The 17663-nt window shown below is 71.8% G+C and carries 16 protein-coding genes; 9 read left to right on the top strand and 7 right to left on the bottom strand.

The window, feature by feature from the left end; all coding sequences use genetic code 11:
• Positions 1-4: 4 nt before the first annotated feature.
• The 3 genes from fliD to MON03_RS07515 form a co-directional block, all read right to left on the bottom strand.
• Positions 5-1411, bottom strand: a complete 1407-nt coding sequence (gene fliD / locus MON03_RS07525; RefSeq protein ID WP_242091306.1) for a flagellar filament capping protein FliD — start codon at positions 1409-1411, stop codon at positions 5-7.
• Positions 1412-1492: 81 nt separating this feature from the next.
• On the bottom strand, positions 1493-2338 hold the full coding sequence (locus tag MON03_RS07520) for a flagellin N-terminal helical domain-containing protein (RefSeq protein WP_194461791.1): 846 nt from the start codon (positions 2336-2338) through the stop codon (positions 1493-1495).
• 122 nt (positions 2339-2460) lie between these two features.
• Positions 2461-3279, bottom strand: coding sequence for a sigma-70 family RNA polymerase sigma factor (locus tag MON03_RS07515; protein ID WP_242091305.1), 819 nt, complete (start codon positions 3277-3279; stop codon positions 2461-2463).
• 435 nt (positions 3280-3714) lie between these two features.
• On the opposite strand from MON03_RS07515, the gene MON03_RS07510 reads away from it, so the two are divergent.
• The 6 genes from MON03_RS07510 (at position 3715) to MON03_RS07485 (ending at position 9316) form a co-directional block, all read left to right on the top strand.
• Positions 3715-4200, top strand: coding sequence for a flagellar protein FlgN (locus tag MON03_RS07510; protein ID WP_022903100.1), 486 nt, complete (start codon positions 3715-3717; stop codon positions 4198-4200).
• A 2-nt stretch (positions 4201-4202) separates the two neighbouring features.
• The gene (gene flgK / locus MON03_RS07505; protein ID WP_242091304.1) at positions 4203-5624 is read left to right on the top strand and encodes a flagellar hook-associated protein FlgK; all 1422 of its coding nucleotides are present in this window, start codon (positions 4203-4205) and stop codon (positions 5622-5624) included.
• A gap of 2 nt (positions 5625-5626) precedes the next feature.
• Positions 5627-6508, top strand: coding sequence for a flagellar hook-associated protein FlgL (flgL, locus tag MON03_RS07500; protein WP_175327758.1), 882 nt, complete (start codon positions 5627-5629; stop codon positions 6506-6508).
• Positions 6505-6870, top strand: coding sequence for a flagellar assembly protein FliW (fliW, locus tag MON03_RS07495; RefSeq protein ID WP_242091303.1), 366 nt, complete (start codon positions 6505-6507; stop codon positions 6868-6870). Before flgL ends, fliW begins: the two co-directional genes overlap by 4 nt.
• Before the next feature lie 910 nt (positions 6871-7780).
• Positions 7781-8320, top strand: a complete 540-nt coding sequence (locus MON03_RS07490; protein ID WP_242091302.1) for a hypothetical protein — start codon at positions 7781-7783, stop codon at positions 8318-8320.
• A 66-nt stretch (positions 8321-8386) separates the two neighbouring features.
• Complete coding sequence (locus tag MON03_RS07485) at positions 8387-9316, top strand: hypothetical protein (RefSeq protein WP_242091301.1); 930 nt, start codon at positions 8387-8389, stop codon at positions 9314-9316.
• Positions 9317-9481: 165 nt separating this feature from the next.
• Here the strand turns inward: MON03_RS07485 and MON03_RS07480 are convergent, their stop codons facing one another.
• Entirely contained in the window at positions 9482-10450 is a 969-nt protein-coding gene (locus tag MON03_RS07480) for a beta-ketoacyl-ACP synthase III (protein ID WP_242091300.1), read from the bottom strand.
• A gap of 211 nt (positions 10451-10661) precedes the next feature.
• Here MON03_RS07480 and MON03_RS07475 point away from each other — a divergent pair, with 211 nt between their 5' ends.
• Positions 10662-11633 (top strand): aldo/keto reductase, encoded by a 972-nt coding sequence (locus tag MON03_RS07475; protein WP_242091299.1) that lies wholly within the window; start codon positions 10662-10664, stop codon positions 11631-11633.
• Between the two features lie 641 nt (positions 11634-12274).
• Here MON03_RS07475 and MON03_RS07470 read toward each other — a convergent pair.
• Together MON03_RS07470 and zapE are read right to left on the bottom strand one after the other, a co-directional pair.
• Entirely contained in the window at positions 12275-13549 is a 1275-nt protein-coding gene (locus MON03_RS07470) for an ammonium transporter (protein ID WP_242091298.1), read from the bottom strand.
• Positions 13550-13827: 278 nt separating this feature from the next.
• A complete protein-coding gene (gene zapE, locus MON03_RS07465) occupies positions 13828-14874 on the bottom strand; it encodes a cell division protein ZapE (RefSeq protein ID WP_502798693.1) in 1047 nt (348 codons plus the stop codon).
• 113 nt (positions 14875-14987) lie between these two features.
• Here zapE and MON03_RS07460 point away from each other — a divergent pair, with 113 nt between their 5' ends.
• Both MON03_RS07460 and MON03_RS07455 read left to right on the top strand, forming a co-directional pair.
• Positions 14988-15899, top strand: a complete 912-nt coding sequence (locus tag MON03_RS07460; protein WP_175327752.1) for a sulfurtransferase — start codon at positions 14988-14990, stop codon at positions 15897-15899.
• On the top strand, positions 15896-16381 hold the full coding sequence (locus MON03_RS07455) for a SufE family protein (RefSeq protein ID WP_242091296.1): 486 nt from the start codon (positions 15896-15898) through the stop codon (positions 16379-16381). The genes MON03_RS07460 and MON03_RS07455 overlap by 4 nt, the downstream gene beginning before the upstream one ends.
• A 57-nt stretch (positions 16382-16438) precedes the next feature.
• On the opposite strand, the gene MON03_RS07450 is transcribed toward MON03_RS07455, so the two are convergent.
• Entirely contained in the window at positions 16439-17662 is a 1224-nt protein-coding gene (locus tag MON03_RS07450; protein ID WP_022902811.1) for an alpha/beta hydrolase family protein, read from the bottom strand.
• Between the last annotated feature and the right edge of the window lies 1 nt (position 17663).

Raw genomic sequence — 17663 nt, 5'->3', positions numbered from 1 at the left:
CCCGTCAGGAGCTCGAGCTCGACAGCGTGGCGAGCTGGCCGGAGAGCCAGCTCGACTGGGACTGGAGCTTGCTGAGGCTGGTCTCGAGCGCCGCGTACTGCGTCTGCAGCGTGGCGCGGCGCATGGTCAGGCGGTCGGTCCAGCTGTCGATCTGGGTGTTCAGGTCCTTCACGACCGACTGCTGGCCGGAGATCGCGGAGGTGATCGACCCGTCGTACTTGTCCGACGCGCTCGTCGCGACCGCGCCGACCGAGGCCGCCACGCCCGAGAGCATCGCCTGGGTGCCCGCCGGGTCGGCGGCGAGGGCCTTCTGGAACGCGTCCTCGTCGAAGGTGAAGTCGCCGTCCTTCGTGACGACGATCCCGATCGAGGAGGGCGACTTTCCGTTCACCGGAGCCGACATCGCCGAGCTGAGCGCCTGGACGGCCGAGCGGGTCGTGGCGTCGCCGAGCAGGACCCCCGCGGTGGTCGTCGTGGTCCCGGTCGTGGGGCTGGTCGTGCTCGTGACCCCGGTGTTCGAGCCGTAGTACGCGGTCACGGCGTTCATCGCGTCGACGAGGCCCTTCGCCACGGCCTGCGCCTTCGTGATGTCCTGGGCGACGGAGACCGTGACGGGGTCCGCGCTCACCTGGCTGACGGTGACGCTGAGCCCCGGCAGCAGGTCGGCGAACGTGTTCGACGCGCTCGTGACGGTCTGAGCCGCGGCGGTGCCGGCCCAGAGGGTGACGCTGGCGTCCTTCGCCCGGGTGACGACGGCCGCGCCGGTGCCGTCCAGGACGTCGGTCGCGGTGCCGGCGGTGACGTCGGCGCCCGACCCGCGGTAGAGGCTGAACGCGCCGGCGGCCCCGGTCGTCGTCGAGGTGAGCTGCAGGCGGTAGAGCTTGGTGCCGTCGGTGTCGGTGCCGGCGGCGACCTTCGTCGCGGTGACGCCCGCGCCCGACTTGTTGATCGCGGAGACCGTGTCGTCGAGGGACCCGGACGCCGGGGTCACGGTGGTCTGCGTGCCATCGGCCCGGACGATCGTGAGCGGACCGGCGGCGTCGGACCACGTGGACATCGCGGCCGTGACGCCGACCTGGGCGGTCGCGGTCGACCCGACGGTGAAGCTGACGGACCCGGCCGATGCACCCGTGCCGGTCGTCGCGGTGACGCCCGCGGACGACGAGGTCGCCGCGAACACGTCGAGGGAGGTGGCCTTCGCGGCGTCGGACGCCTTGCTGGCCAGGGTCTGCACGAGCCCGTTGATCGTCTGCAGTGACGAGATGAACGAGTTGGTCGTGGTGACCTTGTTCTTCAGCAGGGTCTGCGGGACCTGCTCGATCGACATCAACGAGTTGATGAGGTCGGTGGTCTTGAGGCCACTGACGAGGCCGTCGATCGCGAGCGACGACGCCGAGGACACGGACGACACGCGCGCTCCTTCAGACGGGACGGGAGGGGTGCGGCGCCCACCGGGACACCCGAACGGTACCGGTGGACGCCGCCGGGTTCACTAGCGGAGGAGCGAGAGCACACCCTGCGTGCTCTGGTTCGCCTGCGCGAGCATCGAGGTGCCGGCCTGGCTGAGGATGTTGTCGCGCGTGTACTTGACCATCTCCTCTGCCATGTCGACGTCGGTGATGCGCGAGCCGGCCGCGGTGAGGTTCTCCTTGGCCACGTTCGTCACGTTGATGGCGTGGTCGAAGCGGTTCTGGATGGCACCGATGTTCGAACGAGCGGACGAGACGTCCTTGATCTGCGCGTCGATCGCGGTGATCGACGCCTGCGCGTCGGCCGCCGAGTCGAACTTGAGCGCGGCGACGGCGGTCGAGACCGTCTTCACGTTCGCACCCGACAGGTCGACGGTGATCTGGCTCGCGGCGTCGCCGTTCGCGCCGACCTGGAAGTTCAGCTTGCCGTCGCCTGCGGTGCCGGCGGTGCCGTCGAGCAGGTTGATGCCGTTGAAGTTCGTCGAGTCGGCGATCCGGCCGAGTTCGGCGCTGAGCTGCGTCACCTCGGTCGAGATCGCGGTGCGCGAGTCCGCGTTGTTCGAGTCGTTGCCCGCCTGCACGGCGAGGTCACGGACACGCTGGAGGATGGCGTGCGTCTCGGTGAGACCGCCTTCCGCCGTCTGCACGACCGAGATGCCGTCCTGGGCGTTGCGGGCGGCGACCGTGAGGCCACCGACCTGGGACTTCAGCCCCTCGGAGATCGACAGACCGGCAGCGTCGTCGGCAGCACGGTTGATGCGGAGACCCGACGAGAGCTTCTCGAGGGACTTCGACAGGTCGTTCTGCGTCGCGTTGAGGTTCCGGTACGTGTTGAGTGCCGAGAGGTTGGTGTTGATGGACATACCCATGGTGTGTTCCTCCGTGAATCCTTGGGTTCGGTGCCTGCCCGTCCATGGGCTGACACGGGTGACTCTCGGCCGCTGGCGTCGAGTCGTTAGGTGCCCGTCCGGAAAAGTTCCGGCGGGACGTCTCAGCCGGCCGCCGGCACCGTGGGGACGGTGGCGTCGTGCACGGCGCGGGCCACCCCGGCGGCGGCGTTGGCGGCCACCTTCGCGAGGTAGGCGCTCCGACGGGCCGCGGTGGTCCGGGACACCGGCTCGGGGGTCGCCCCGCCGTCGCCGTAGTGCGTGGCGAGGCCGTCGCGGAGCAGCCGCATCGCCTCGGAGCGCTGCTGCGAGACGGCGGAGTGCGTGATGCCGAGCTCGGCGGCCACGTCCGTGACCGAGCGGTCACCGAAGTAGACGGCCTCCACGATGAAACGCATGCGCTCCGGCAGGGCCTCGACGGCGGCGCGCAGGTAGCGGCGCTTCTCCGTCTCGAGCAGGTCGTCACCCGGGAGCACGACGTCCGCGGCCACGACGTCGTGCACGGTCTCGTCGATCGCGGTCACGGTGCGGCCGGCGTCGTTCATGGCGTCGGCAGCGGTCTGCCGGTCGACACCCATCGCGTCGGCGATCTCCTGCACGCCGACCGAGCGGCCGAGTCGGGCGGAGAGCGCCTCCTGGGTGGCGAGGGTCTCGCGGATCCGCTTCCGGGTCCCGCGCGAGGCCCAGTCAGCGGAGCGCATGTCATCGGCGATGGCGCCGGTGATCCGGGTGCGGGCGTACGCGCCGAACGGCACGCCGAGCGTCGGGTCGAACGCGTCGGCGGCGGCGACGAGGGCGAGGGAACCGACGGCCGCGAGGTCGTCGCGGTCGAGGTGTGTGGCGCGGGCCCGGACGTCGGCGACGATGTAGCCGACGAGCGGGAGGTGCTCGACGATCATCGTGTTGCGTTCGGTGCGGTCCATGCTGCTGATCCCCTGCTCGACCTGAAGCCCGTCCGTGGGTCGCCCGTCGGTGGGCACGACGGACACCGGCCGCGACCGGCCGGAACGTACGTCGAAGACCGCCCGGGTCCCTCCGGGCGAGCACCTGGCGTCCCTGCGACGCGTGCCGGGTCTGTCCCCCGGGGTGCGTTCTGAATGTATCGGCTGAGAAGGCACTGAACAGGCCCTCATCCGTACCCAAAGCGGGGGTGACCGGGCCGGATCGGCGTCCGCATTTGTGGGGACCCGGGCCCCGGTACGCGCTGTTCTGTCCCCCGATCGGGTCCGGACGGGAGGCCCGGGGTACGTCCGCCCCGTCGGTCGGGTCGCGCGGACCGCTTACGTCCGGAGCAGCGGGACCGATAGCACCCCGTGTCCGCCGGATGACGGACAGGACCACCACCCCGGGAGGAGCTGATGAGCGTGAACGACCTGTCCGCCGTACTATGGCGCGAGCGTGAACTGCTCGAACTGCTCACGTTCAAGCTCGAGGAGGAGCAGCTCCTGCTCGCCGCCGGACGCTCCCGCTGGGTGTCGCACGCCAGCCGCGAGGTCGAGCAGGTCCTCGAACGCCTCCGCAGCACCGGCCTCGAGCGCGCCGCGTCGAGCGCCGAGGTCGCCGAGGAGTGGGGCGTCGCCGCCGACGCTCCCCTGCGCGACGTCGTCGCGGCGGCACCGAGCGGCCCCTGGGGCGAGATCCTCGCCGCCCACCTGACCGCGATGGTCGAGCTGACGACGCACATCGGCGCGCTCCGCGACGAGAACGACCGCTTCCTCCGTGCCGCCGCCCACGCGACCGAGGAGACCCTCGCGGGCACGGTCGGGTCGCCGGCGACGTACGACGCCTCCGGCGCGAGCGGCTCCGGCTCCGACGGCGCACGGCTCTTCGAGGGGAACCTGTAGTCGTGGTCAGCACCTTCGGATCCCTCGCGACCGCGTACTCCGGCCTCGCCGCGGCCCGTGCCGGCATCGACGTCACGGGGCAGAACATCGCGAACGCCGGGACGACCGGCTACACCCGGCAGCGCGTCACGCAGTCGTCCGTCCCCGCCGTGCAGACCGGGTTCGTGCGGGGCACCGCGGCCCTCGCCGGGCAGGGCGTCTCCGTCGACGGCATCGCCCGGCTGGGGTCCCTCACGCTCGACGCAGGCGTCCGCGTCGCCGCCGGGTCCTCCGCGTACGCCGACGCCCGTGCGACCGCCCTGAGCGCGCTCGAGACCGGCCTGCAGGAACCCGGCACGAACGGCCTCGCCGCGAAGCTCGACGCCTTCTGGTCGGCCTGGGGCGGGGTCGCAGCGCACCCCGACGACCCCGGCGCCGCGAGCACGCTCCTCGGGGCCGCCGGCACGGTCGCGTCGACCCTCGCGAGCGGCTCGAATGCGCTCGACCAGCAGTGGTCGACCACGCGGGCCACCGTCGCAACGCAGGTCACGCAGCTCAACGACGCGGCGAAGCAGGTCGCCGACCTCAACGGGCAGATCCGGTCCGCCCTCGCCGCGGGCGGGAACGCCAACGAGCTCGTCGACCAGCGCGACCAGCTCACCGAGCAGATCGCGTCCCTCGCCGGCGGCACCGTCCGGACGAACGCGGACGGGACGGCGGACGTGCTCATCGGCGGCAACCCGATCGTGCAGGGCACCGACGCCCGTGCGGTCGCGATCGGCGGTGCCACGGCGCTGCACGACGGCGCCGCGGTGACGCTGACCTGGACGTCGGGACAGGCCGGCGCCGTCACGCTGTCCGGCGGGTCGATCGGCGGTGCGCTGTCGCTCCTGGCACCCGCGAACGCGCAGGGCACCGGTGGCGCACTCGCACAGGCATCGGCCTCGTACGACGCCGTCGCGACGAAGCTCGCGGCCGCGGTCAACGCCGTCCACACCACCGGCACCACCCCGGACGGCACCACGGGCGCGCCGTTCTTCGCCCTCGCGGCCGGCGTCCCGGCGGCCCAGGGGCTCTCGGTCGTGCCGACCGACGCCGGTGGCCTCGCGACCCGGAACGCGGCGGGCGAGCTCGACGACTCGTTCGCCGACGCGCTCTCGCGACTCGGCGCGTCCGCCGACGGCCCGGACGCGGCCTGGGCGACCTTCGTGACGGGGGTGGGCAGTGCCTCCCGGTCGGCCGCGTCGGAGTCGACGCTCACCGGACTCGCCCTGACCAGCGCGCGGACGCAGCAGCAGTCCGGCGCGGGCGTGGACCTCGACGAGGAGAACGTCAACCTGCTGAGCTACCAGCACGCCTACCAGGGCGCCGCGCGCGTCCTGACCGCCGTCGACGAGATGCTCGACACCCTCATCAACCGCGTCGGCCTCGTCGGCAGGAGCTGAACATGATCACCCGGGTGACCACCCAGATGTCGATGGCCGCCGCCAGCGCGCGGCTGCAGGCCGGTGCGGCGAAGGTCGCGCAGCTCACCGACCAGGCGACCACGCTCAAGAACATCTCGCGACCGTCCGACGACCCGATCGGCACCGGGACGTCGATGCAGGTGCGCAAGGAGCAGGCCGCGAACGCGCAGTACGCCCGCAACGCGGACGACGCCGTCGGCTGGCTCGCCACGACCGACAGCACGCTGACCTCGGTGTACTCGGTCCTGACGAACATCCGCGACCTCACGGTGCAGGCGGCGAACTCCGGCACCATGAGCGACACGGACCGCGACGCGTTCGTCACCGAGTTCCGGTCCCTGAAGTCCGACCTCGAGGCGCGCGCGAACGCCACCTACGGCACGCGCAGCGTCTTCGCCGGCGCCTCCACCGCGTCGGCCGCGTACGACCCCGCCACCGGGTTCGCCACCTCGGGCACCGCGGTCTCGCGGCGGCTCGGGGACGACGCCACGGTCCGGGTCGACACCCCGGGCGCGGCCGTCTTCGGCTCCGGCTCGTCGTCGGTGTTCGCCGTCATCGACTCGATCGTCTCCGACCTGCAGAACGGCGTGAACGTGAACCCCAGGCTGAACGACGTCGACGGCGCGCTCGACACCGTGCGCGCGGCGCAGGCGGACGTCGGTGTCCGGCACGCCACCGCCCTCAGCGCGCAGGACTCGTTGAAGACCGCGTCCGTGGCGCTCGAGGGGCGTCGCTCGGACGTCGAGGACAAGGACCTCGCGAAGGCCGTCCTCGACCTCCAGGTGCAGCAGACCAACTACCAGGCAGCCCTCGCCGTGACCGCGAAGGTGCTGCAGCCGACCCTGATGGACTACCTCCGATGAGCATCGACCTGACGTTCCCCGTGCCGCCGTTCGGCCTGACCGGCTCCGACTTCGTGCTGACGCCGGTCGCCGACTCCGAGGGGCTGTTCACGCTCGTCGGCGGCACCTCGCGGCTGTTCCTGCTCGACGCCGCGGTGCACCTGCCCTCGTACGCGCCGGTGCTGTCCTCGGCGCAGGTGGAGGTGCTCGGGCTCGGGTCGGCGGAGGACGCGATGCTGCTCGTCGTGGCGAACCCGGCCGCGGAGGGGACCACGGTGAACCTGCTCGCGCCCGTGGTCGTGAACGCCCGGACCTCGGTCGGCGCCCAGCTCATCCTCGAGGACCAGGACTTCCCGCTGCGCGCCGAGCTCGCCCGGCGCTAGGCGCGCGCCGCGGCGCGCCGTCGCGGCGAGCCATCGCCGCTGTCGAACGACCCCGTCGCCGTCGTACGACAACGGAGTCGTCGTCCCGTGCGCGCGCAACAGTTGCAGACGCTTCCTGGCGACACGGCCGTCGTCGTCCGACAACAACGACGTCGCCCCTTGCGGACGCACCGGTCCTCCACAGGCCGGGAGGCACGGATCACCTTCCACAGAACAGGCCGACGGTGCCGCGTGTTCCTGCTGCGCGCCAGGCCTCTTTCACCGCTGTCGAACGACCCCGTCGCCGTCGTACGACAACGGAGTCGTCGTCCCGTGCGCGCGCAACAGTTGCAGACGCTTCCTGGCGACACAGCCGTCGTCGTCCGACAACAGCGACGTCGCCTCTTGCGGACGCACCGGTCCTCCACAGGCCGGGAGGCACGGATCACCTTCCACAGAACAGGCACGCGTCGGCCACGGTTCCGGTTGGTCCCGCGAGCCTGTCCGTATGGCAACACGAGCGATCGACGTCCCGCTGATCCGAACGGCCGCGCACGACAGCGCGGAACGGCGTCGCCTGCAACGAGACGTCCACCGCGGTCTCCTCGCCGTGGTCCGTCCTGGCGTCTTCGTCGAACAAGCGGTTCTCGCGGCACTCCGCCCGGAGGAAGCGCACCTCCTCCTCGTCCGAGCGACGGCTCCACGCGTCCGGCCCCCAGCTCGGATCTCGCACCTGTCCGCAGCAGCCGTGCACGGGCTTCCGTACATCGGTGACCCGCCCAGTCGTGTGGACCTCGTCGACCCGCGTCGGGGGAAGACCGAGACCACAGCGATGACACGCGTCCGTCCTGACCGGTCGGGTGCAGACCACCTGCACGAGCGCTGGGCTGCTGTGCCGAGCGTCCAGGACGTCGACTGTGACGGTGCTGGCGTGACGTCGCTGGTCCGTACCCTGGTCGACGTCGCAGCCGTGGCGCCCCTGACCACCTCGTTGCCGATGCTGGACGCAGCACTGCATGCACGGGCCGTCTGGCCGGAGATGCTGGAGTTCGAAGTCGCACGCGGCTTGCGGGAGCAGACCGCCCGCGCGTCCTTGGCCGTGCGAGCGGGGTCGGCGCTCTCGGGGTCACCGGCCGAGTCGATGTGCCGCGTGCGCTTCCGTCAGCTCGGCACCCCCGAACCCGTCCAGCAGCACGAGTTCCGGCGCCCGGGCGAGCAGACCGCCGTCGTCGACTTCTGGTTCCCCGTGCAGGGAGTCGTGGTCGAGGTGGACGGCCGGGGCAAGTACGAGGACCCGGACCTCCTCGGCGCGAGCACGACCGCGGACGCCTACTGGCGGGAGAAGCGGCGCGAGGACTTCGTCCGGTCCTTCCCCGAGGTCCGGTTCGTCGTCCGGCTCAGCTGGTCCGACCTCATGCACCCGGAACGAGTGCGGCAGGCACTCCGACGGGCAGGCGTGCCGTGCCGATGAGCGGGCCCAGGACCGGCATCAGCGCTTCGGGGACCGCTCCCACCAGCGCAGCGTACGGTCTCCCGCATGGCCCGACAGCACAACGACCAGGCGATCATCCGGATGCCGGTCGCACCGGTCGAACCCGACCCCTCCACGACGAACGGACAGCGTGTCGAGACGACCGGCGGCTGGGTGAAGTGGTTGGACCGCGTCCTCAGCGTGCAACGACCGGTCGTGGTCGCGCACGTCAACCGACTCCGCCGTCGGCATCCGGACGCTTCCCCTGCGGACATCATCCAGATCCTGGAACGGCAGTACCTCACGGCAGTGACCTCCGGCGGAGCAGCCGTGGGTGCGAGCGCCGTGATCCCCGGCGTCGGTATGGCCGCAGCACTGGGGTTGAGCGGGGCGGAGACGGTCGGCTTCCTCGAGACGACGGCGCTGTTCGCCCAGTCGGTCACCGAGGTCCACGGCATCGCCCTGGACGACCCGGAGCGGGCGCGCACGCTGGTGATGGCGCTCATCCTCGGCACTCCCGGCACCCAGCTGATCAAGCAACTCGCAGGCCAGGCTGCCGGCGGTCAAGCACGGACGGCGTTCTGGGGCGAGATGGTGACGGCCTCCCTGCCGAAGCAGGTCGTCTCCGGGATCGGCGGCCAGGTCCGCGACCAGTTCGTCCGGCGCTTCGCCGCCCGCCAGGGCACGACGATCGTCGGGCGGGCGCTGCCGTTCGGGATCGGCGCGGCCGTCGGCGGGATCGGCAACCACGCCCTCGGGCGGAAGGTCGTGCAGGCATCACGGACGGGGTTCGGCGTGCCGCCGGCGTCCTTCCCGGTCGTCCTCGCGCCGAAGCCGGGCCGATCGACGAAGGAGCCCAAGGCAGCCAATGCGCCCGAGCAGGTCGCGCAGCCGAAGGTCGGGACGGAGCGCAAGGGCCTGCCGTGGCGACGGCGGAAGCCGGACGTCGACCTCTGGGCCGAGACGCCCGGCCCCGAGACCCCGGACGGCCGCTGAGGAATCGGGACCACCTCCCGACCTCCACGTGGCTCGGCGACGCCGGTCCCGTTCGGCAGCGCAGCGGCATCGGACCGAACCCCGCCGCAGCAGCACCGGCGCCGACCGGCCCCGCACCGCTCCTCAGCCACGCGGCACCGGCCCCGACCGGCCCCGCATCGCTCCTCAGCCGCGCCGCACCGGCGTCGTGACGACCTGCCCAGCGTGCGCGAAGCCACCCCCGAACCCGAACAGCAGCGCCGGCACACCCTCGGGCAGCTCCCCACGCGCCCAGGCCTTCGAGAGGCCCAACGGCACGCTCGCGGCCGAGGTGTTCCCCGACTCGACCACGTCCCGCACGACGTAGCTCGGCGAACCGCCGAGCGCCTCCACGAGCGGCTCGATGATGCGCAGGTTCGCCTGGTGGAACGCGAACACCTCGATGTCCTCGATCGAGAGGCCCGCTGCTTCGACGACCGCGCGCGCATGGTCCGCCGCCTCCGTGATCGCCCAGCGGTAGATCGACCGTCCCTCCTGCGAGAACCGCGCCGGCTCGCCGGACACGCGCACGGCCTGCTCGAGGTGGGGCACGCTCCCCCACGACACCGGTCCGATCTGCGGCTCCTCCGAGACGCCGACGACGGCCGCGCCCGCTCCGTCACCGACGAGGACGCAGGTCGACCGGTCCGTCCAGTCCACGATGCCCGACAGCTTCTCCGACCCGATCACGAGCGCCGTGTCCGCGGAGCCGGTGCGCACGGCCTGGTCGGCGATGCCCATCGCGTACTCGAAGCCGCTGCACGCCGTGTTGATGTCGATCGGCGCTGCCCGGCCGGACAGTCCGAGTTCCGCGGCCACCCGCCCGGCCGTGTACGGCGCTCGGTCCTCGTGCGTGGTGGACGCGACGACCACGAGACCGACCTCCGACGGGTCGACACCGGCGTCGGCGAGGGCGGCTCGACCGGCCTCCACCGCCATCGAGGTGACCGTGTCCTCGGGTCCGGCGATGTGTCGAGTCTTGATGCCGGTGCGGGTGGTGATCCACTCGTCGTTGGTGTCGACCATCGTCGAGAGCTCGTCGTTGGTCAGGATGCGCGAGGGCTGGTGGTGGCCGAACCCGATGATCCGGCTGCCTCGGAGTGCGGGGATGTTCACCTGCGGCACGCTACTCCCACCCTCGGGCGGCCCATACCCCGGGACGCATACGCCAGGCCGACCCACGACCACGACCACGACCACGACCCCCGACCACGACCAGGCCCGCGGGCCCGACCAGGCCGACCCCCGACCCCGACCCCGACCCCGACCCCGAGACCGGTACCGCCAGGGCCTGGCTCGCCCAGCGCCGCACGCGTAGACCGGCTCCATGGACTACACACATCTCGGACGGACAGGGCTGTCGGTGTCGCGAGCGGTGCTCGGGACGATGAACTTCGGACCGGAGACCAGCGAGGACGACTCGCACGCCATCATGGACCGGGCCCACGAGCTCGGCGTCAACTTCTTCGACACGGCGAACGGCTACGGCGGCTCGGTCGGCAAGGGCGCCACGGAGGAGATCATCGGCCGCTGGTTCGCCACGGGCGGCGGCCGTCGCGAGAAGACGGTCCTCGCGACGAAGGTCTACGGCGACATGATCGACTGGCCGAACGGCGGCAAGCTCAGCGCCTACAACATCCGCCAGGCCCTCGACGCGAGCCTGCAGCGGCTGCAGACGGACCACATCGACCTCTACCAGTTCCACCACGTCGACCGTGCGACGCCGTGGGACGAGATCTGGCAAGCCCTCGAGGTCGCCGTCGCGCAGGGCAAGGTCCTCTACGTCGGCTCCTCGAACTTCGCCGGGTGGCACATCGCGCAGGCGCAGGAGGCCGCGAAGCACCGTAACTTCCTCGGTCTCGTCAGCGAGCAGTCGATCTACAACCTCGTCGTGCGCGACGTCGAGCGCGACGTCCTGCCCGCCGCGGAGCACTACGGGCTCGGCGTCATCCCGTGGTCGCCGCTGCAGGGCGGTCTCCTCGGCGGCGTCATCGAGAAGACCGAGAACGGCTCCCGGCGCCTCTCCGGGCGGAGTGCCGAGTACGTCGAGGGACACCACGACCAGCTCGCCGCCTACGAGGCGCTGGCCAAGGAGCTCGGCCACACACCGGGCGAACTCGCCCTGGCGTGGCTCCTGCACCAGCCGGCCGTCACGGCGCCGATCACGGGCCCGCGCACGATGGAGCAGTGGGAGTCCGCGGTCCGCGCCGTCGACATCCGCCTCGACGACACGGCGCTCGCGCGCCTCGACGAGATCTTCCCCGGCCACAAGACCTCGCCGGAGGACTACGCCTGGTGATGACGACAGCGGGTCGCTGACGCGACCATCTGCCGGGAGGCGCGGTGCGGGTCCGACCCGCGCCGCGCCTCTCGTCCGTGGTCACGACGAGAATGCGACGACCGTTGCGATCGCAGCGTCGCGACCTTCCTGTCCCGCAGGCCGATCGCCCGCGGGGAGTCGTCGAGGCTCCCCAGCGGCGCTCGACGTCCTCCATGACCGTCGCCATGATCTCGGGCGAACGACACGGCCGCTGTCGTGCGACAACAGCTCCGTCGCCCCTTGCAGACGCCGGCGGTTGCACCCGACCACCCGCCACACCGCCGATGTCGCACCACGACGACACCGTCGTCTCGAGTCCGCAACCGCACCCCCTCGCACGCGCCGGCAGCGGCACGCGACCACCCGCGACATCGCCGCTGTCGTACGACGACGACACCGTCGTCCCGAGCCCGCACCCGCACACCCGCACCCCCTCGCACGCGCCGGCAGCGGCACCCGACCACCTGCGACATCGCCGCTGTCGTACGACAACAGCCCTGTCGTCCCGAGTCCCCACCCACGCGACGCGCCCTCCGCACACGCCGACGGGCCCCGCGCCTGCTGTGTGCGCGGGGCCCATCGGGCGGGAGGAAGAGCGGGAAGAGCGGGGAGAGCCCGAGCTACCGGACGGAGATCGGCGTCTCGTCGCGCTCCTCGTAGAGGACGTAGCCCTCTTCGCCGTGGACCGCGGTGTCGATGCCCGCGACCTCGTCCTCGGTCTTCACGCGGAAGCCGATCGTCTTCTCGATGGCGAAGCCGATCACGAATGCGAGCACGAACGAGTAGAGCCCGACGACCGCGGCGGCCGTGGCCTGCTTGCCGAGCTGCTCGAACGAGCCCGAGAAGATCAGACCGCTGCCGTTGGCGAAGAAGCCGAGGTAGAGCGTGCCGAAGATGCCGCCGACGAGGTGGACGCCCACGACGTCGAGCGAGTCGTCGAAGCCGAGTCGGTACTTCCAGTCGATCGCGAAGCAGCAGATGACGCCGGCGAGGAAGCCGAGCAGGATGCCCCAGCCCGGGGTCAGCGCCGCACAGGCCGGCGTGATCGCGACGAGACCGGCCACGGCACCGGAGGCGGCACCGATCGAGGTCGCCTTGCCGTCGCGGATCTTCTCGATGAGCAGCCAGCCGAGGACGGCGGCGGCCGGAGCGGCGAGCGTGTTCACCCAGGCGAGCGCGGCGACGCCGTCGGCGGCACCCTCGGACCCGGCGTTGAAGCCGAACCAGCCGAACCAGAGGATCGCGGCACCGAGGAGCACGAACGGCGGGTTGTGCGGCTTGTGCGCACCCTTGGCGAAGCCGACGCGCTTGCCGAGGACGATGGCGAGCGCGAGACCCGCGGCACCGGCGTTGATGTGGACCGCGGTACCACCGGCGAAGTCGATGACACCCCAGGTGGCGAACATGCCCGAGGTGAGGTTGAACACCCACGAGGCGACCGGGAAGTAGACCACGGTGACCCAGATGCCGGAGAAGATCATCCACGCGCCGAACTTGGCGCGGTCGGCGATGGCACCGGAGATCAGGGCGACGGTGATGATCGCGAACGTGGCCTGGAAGCCGACGAACGCCATCGAGGGGTAGGCGGCGTTGATCGTCGAAGCCTGCGACTCCTCGAACGCCTGACCGAGGCCGATCTGGTTCCAGTCGATGCTGAAGAAGCCGACGATGCCGGCGACGTTCGTCCCCGCACCGTGGTTCGCGAAGGCGATCGCGTAGCCGTAGAGCACCCAGAGGACGCCGACGAGCGCGATCGCACCGAACGACATCATCATCATGCTGATGACGGACTTGGCCTTCACCAGTCCGCCGTAGAAGAAGGCCAGGCCGGGTGTCATGAACAACACCAGCGCCGCCATGATCAACACGAATGCCGTGTTGCCCTGATCAAGCATCTGTTCACCTCTCGATTGCACGAACGGCTCTTGGACCGCCTCGGGTGCTGTCGAGTTTGGCGAGGTGCTGTTTCACCGATGAGCACGAACTGTTTCGCGGATGTAACGCGATGACGCGGCGTGTGAACGTTGTGTTTCGTCGTGCGGCGCATCCGCTGGACGCGCGCCACGACTCCCCTGCGACCGTCTGGACGGTCGTTTCGCAGCGTGGTGCGTGCCGGCCTGGAGGCACGGTGCGGGCCCGCCCCGCGCCTCCCGTCCGGCGCCCGGTCGCGCCGTCAGGCCGCGCGCGTCAGCGCCACCACGCGCGATGCCGCGCGGAGGTACTTCTTCCGGTAGCCCCCGTCGAGCATCGACTGCGGGTACACCGCGTCGAGCGGGGTGCCCGACGCGACGATCCGCACCTGCGCGTCGTACAGCCGGTCGACGAGCGCGACCCAGCGCAGCGCGTCGGTCTGGTCCGTGAAGGGCCGGGCATCGGTGAGCCCGACCGCGTCGAGCCCCTCCACGAGCGCGACGTACTTCGAGGGGTGCACGGTGCCGAGGTGCGCGACGACGGCGTCGAAGTCGTCGAGCGTGACGGCACCGGTTGGCAGCGCCGCGGCGACGTCGGGCACCACCGCGGCGGACTCGTCGACCGCGCGCCGGCGGTAGTCGAGACCGTCGATCCGGAGGGTGTCGAACCGGTCGGACATCGCCTGGATCTCGCGGAGGAAGTCCTGCGCCGCGAAGCGCCCCTCGCCGAGCGCCCCCGGCGGGGTGTTCGACGTGGCGGCGAACCGCGTGCCGGTCTCGGAGAGCTCCTTGATGAGCCGCGTCATCATCATCGTGTCGCCCGGGTCGTCGAGCTCGAACTCGTCGATGCACACGAGGGCGGTCCCGCGGAGGAGGTCCACCGTGCCCTGGAACCCGAGCGCACCGACGAGCGCGGTGTACTCGATGAAGGTGCCGAACGTCTTCCGACCGGACGCCGCGTGGTAGGCCGCCGCGAGCAGGTGGGTCTTGCCGACGCCGAACCCGCCGTCGAGGTAGACGCCCGACTTCGCACCGGCCTCGGGTGCGGTGCTCCGGCGTCGGCCGAAGAGTCCGCGGCGGGGAGCGGCGGCGCCGGCACCGGACGCGACGAAGGCGGCGACGGTGTCGCGGACCTCGGCCTGCGACGGGTAGTCGGGGTCCGGACGGTAGGACTCGAAGGACGCGTCGGCGAACTGCGGCGGCGGGACGAGCGCCGCGGCCATCTGCTGCGGGGTCACCTGCGGGTCGCGGTCGACGAGGTGGCTCGGCGCCGAGGCGTGTTCAGGCAAGGACGGCCCTCCGGGAAGCATGTCGTGCGGTGCAACGTTGCGGCTGGAGCACGGTACGTCCGCGTACCGTTGCCCACAGGCACCGAGGACCGATCCTAGTCCGGTGCCCGTCCACCACCTGGAGGTACCCAGCCATGACCGCACCGGTCGACCCGTCCGCGAAGTTCGCCGCCTACGCCCACCCGGAGCGCCTCGTCTCCACCGAGTGGCTCCAGGAGCAGCTCGACGCCGGGGTCGGCGCGCCGGACCTCGTCGTCGTCGAGTCCGACGAGGACGTCCTGCTCTACGAGACCGGGCACGTCCCCGGCTCCGTGAAGATCGACTGGCACACCGACCTCAACGACCCGGTGCAGCGCGACTACATCGACGGCGAGGCCTTCGCCCGCCTGCTCGGCGGCAAGGGGATCGCCCGCGACACCACGGTCGTCATCTACGGCGACAAGAACAACTGGTGGGCGGCCTACGCCCTCTGGGTCTTCACGCTCTTCGGTCACGAGGACGTCCGTCTGCTCGACGGCGGCCGGGCGAAGTGGATCGCCGAGGACCGCGCCCTCACGACCGACCGAACCGAGGTCACCCCGGTCGAGTACCCGGTCGTCGAGCGCCACGACGAGCCGGTCCGCGCGTTCAAGGAGGACGTCCTCGCCCACCTCGGCAAGCCCCTCATCGACGTGCGGAGCGCCCCGGAGTACTCCGGTGAGCGGACCACCGCGCCGGACTACCCCGAAGAGGGCGCCCTCCGCGGCGGTCACGTGCCGACCGCGGTGAACATCCCCTGGGCGACCGCGGCGGCTCCGGACGGCACCTTCAAGGACCGTGCGGAGCTCGACGCGATCTACCGCGACGGCGCCGGCATCGGTGACGCCGACGAGGTGATCGCCTACTGCCGCATCGGTGAGCGGTCGAGCCACACCTGGTTCGTGCTGCAGCACCTCCTCGGCTACGGGAACGTCCGCAACTACGACGGGTCGTGGACCGAGTGGGGCAGCGCGGTGCGCGTCCCGATCGTCCAGGGATCCGAGCCCGGGGCGGCCCCGACCCGATGAGCGACGACACCGCCGCACTGCCCGCCACCCTCGCGCAGATCCGGGACGACTTCCTCGAGCTGGGCCAGCAGGACCGCCTCCAGCTGCTCCTGGAGTTCTCCGACGAGCTCCCGGCGCTGCCCGAGCGGCTGCAGGGGCACGAGGAGGAGCTCGAGCGCGTCGAGGAGTGCCAGTCCCCCGTGTTCATCACGGTGACGGTCGGCGCGGACGGCGACGCACCGGACGTGGTCCGCATGCACGCGACCGCGCCGCGCGAGGCACCCACCACCCGCGGCTTCGCGTCCATCCTCGCGCAGGGACTGTCGGGTCTCACCGTCGACGAGGTCCTGGCCGTCCCCGCCGACTACCCGCTGACGATCGGGCTCTCCAAGGCGGTCAGCCCGCTGCGGATCCGCGGGATGGTCGGGATGCTCGGCCGGGTGCAGCGGCAGGTCCGCGCGCTGGCCGCCGAGCGGCGCGGGGGCACAGCGCCGGCGGACTGACGGACGGGAGGCCCGTGGCGGATCCGCCACGGGCCTCCCGTCCGTCCTCGGTCGCGTCTACGACGCGCGGGCCGCGCCCTGGTGCTGCACCACCTCGGTGAGCCACGCGAGGATGCGCGCGTCGAACCAGTCGGCGTCGTGGTTCCAGAGCTTCGTGTGCCGGGCCGTGTGCTGCACCTCGAGCCGGACGAGGTCCGGCCGGGCGCGCGCGAGGTCGTGCGAGGCCGAGGACGGGACGAAGCCGTCGTCGTCGCTGTGCAGCAGCAGGATCGGGACGTGCAACTCGTCCGCCCGCGCGACCATGTCGAGCTCGCGCAGGTCCACCGGCGCTCGCAACCCGGCCACCCGGTGCAGCACGGGCGCGCGGAGGACCCACTGCGCGACCTTCCGGACCGCCTTCGGCAGCCGGAGCAGCTGGCCCTGCGACTTCAGCACGGCGTGCCAGTCGACCACCGGCGACTCGAGGACGACCCCGTCGACGAGGTGCGCCGACGACGACCGGAGCAGGGTCTGCAGGACGACCGCGCCGCCCATCGACCAGCCCATCAGGACGACGCTCGAGGCACCCTCGCCGGCGACCCACCGCAGCGCGGCGTCGACGTCCTCCCACTCGGTGCTGCCGAGGCCGTACCGGCCGTCGACGCTCCGCGGGGCGACCCCGTCGTTGCGCCACGACGCCAGCAGGACGGAGTAGCCCGCGGCCCGGAACACCGGGAGGGCACGGATCGTCTCGGCCCGGGTGACTCCGCGGCCGTGCACGAGCACCGCCCACGGGGCCTCCGGGTCGTCGGCACGGACGACCCACGCGGGGGCCGGGCCGTTCGGGGTCGGGACGTCGACGTCCTCGACCGGGACGTCGAGCTCGCCCGGCGTGAGGTAGAACCACCCGCCCCAGCGACCACGACGGGCGTTCGTCGGGTCACCGGCGTCGATCGCGATGATCCGTCGTGTGACGGTGGTGTCGGTGGTCCCGAGGACCTCGCCGACGCGCATGTGGCCGGTGCCGGCGCCGAACCAGAGGCTGTAGCGCCCCTGCAGCTCGGTGTCGGCCGTCCGCTCGACCGTGACGGTGCGTGCCTGGGGGTCGACCGCGAGGATGGGGACCCGTTCGACGCGCTTGCGGTCCGGGGTCACGACCGCCCGGGCGACCGCTGCGACCACGCCCCCGACGGCGGCCGCTCCGACCGCGGCGACGGCCAGCCCGGCGCCGAGCGCCACGACCCCGGCCGACCGGGCCGATCGCTGGAGGGCGTCCTCGGCGGGTCGTGCTGATCCGGGCATG

Origin of the sequence: Curtobacterium sp. DN_7.5, assembly GCF_022655355.1 — a bacterium.
GTDB lineage: Bacteria > Actinomycetota > Actinomycetes > Actinomycetales > Microbacteriaceae > Curtobacterium > Curtobacterium luteum.
This window is presented reverse-complemented; position numbering and strand designations above follow the sequence as displayed.